This is a genomic window from Exiguobacterium abrahamii (genome assembly GCF_015645365.1).
Classification (GTDB): domain Bacteria; phylum Bacillota; class Bacilli; order Exiguobacteriales; family Exiguobacteriaceae; genus Exiguobacterium_A; species Exiguobacterium_A abrahamii.
The window spans coordinates 1-412 of the sequence record NZ_JADOYC010000014.1; the positions used below are offsets into that span (position 1 = coordinate 1).

At 50.2% G+C, this 412-nt stretch carries 3 tRNA genes; all 3 read right to left on the reverse strand.

Features of this window, described 5'->3' with window-relative positions:
• The 3 genes from ITJ88_RS16180 to ITJ88_RS16190 all read right to left on the reverse strand — a co-directional run bounded on the left by ITJ88_RS16180 (nucleotide 1) and on the right by ITJ88_RS16190 (nucleotide 277).
• A tRNA-Pro gene (locus ITJ88_RS16180) sits at nucleotides 1-74 on the reverse strand.
• Nucleotides 75-78: 4 nt separating this feature from the next.
• Nucleotides 79-152, reverse strand: a tRNA-Arg gene (locus ITJ88_RS16185).
• A 38-nt stretch (nucleotides 153-190) separates the two neighbouring features.
• Nucleotides 191-277, reverse strand: a tRNA-Leu gene (locus tag ITJ88_RS16190).
• Nucleotides 278-412: the final 135 nt, after the last annotated feature.

Here is a 412-nt window from a genome sequence, read left to right on the forward strand (position 1 = left end):
TCGGGAAGACAGGATTCGAACCTGCGACCCCTTGGTCCCAAACCAAGTGCTCTACCAAGCTGAGCTACTTCCCGAAAATGCACCCTGAGAGATTCGAACTCCCGACCCCTTGATTCGTAGTCAAGTACTCTATCCAGCTGAGCTAAGGGTGCGGAATATAAGGATCAAACAGCAAACATCAAAATGAAAATGGTACCGAGGGCCGGAATCGAACCGGCACGGGGAAACCCCCGCAGGATTTTAAGTCCTGTGCGTCTACCAGTTCCGCCACCCCGGCAGGGATATAAAAGGTAGAACCTTCATTCATAATTGAATTCTGGTGATCATTGAAGATAAAAATGGTGCCGGCAACAGGAGTCGAACCCGCGACCTACTGATTACAAGTCAGTTGCTCTACCAGCTGAGCTACACC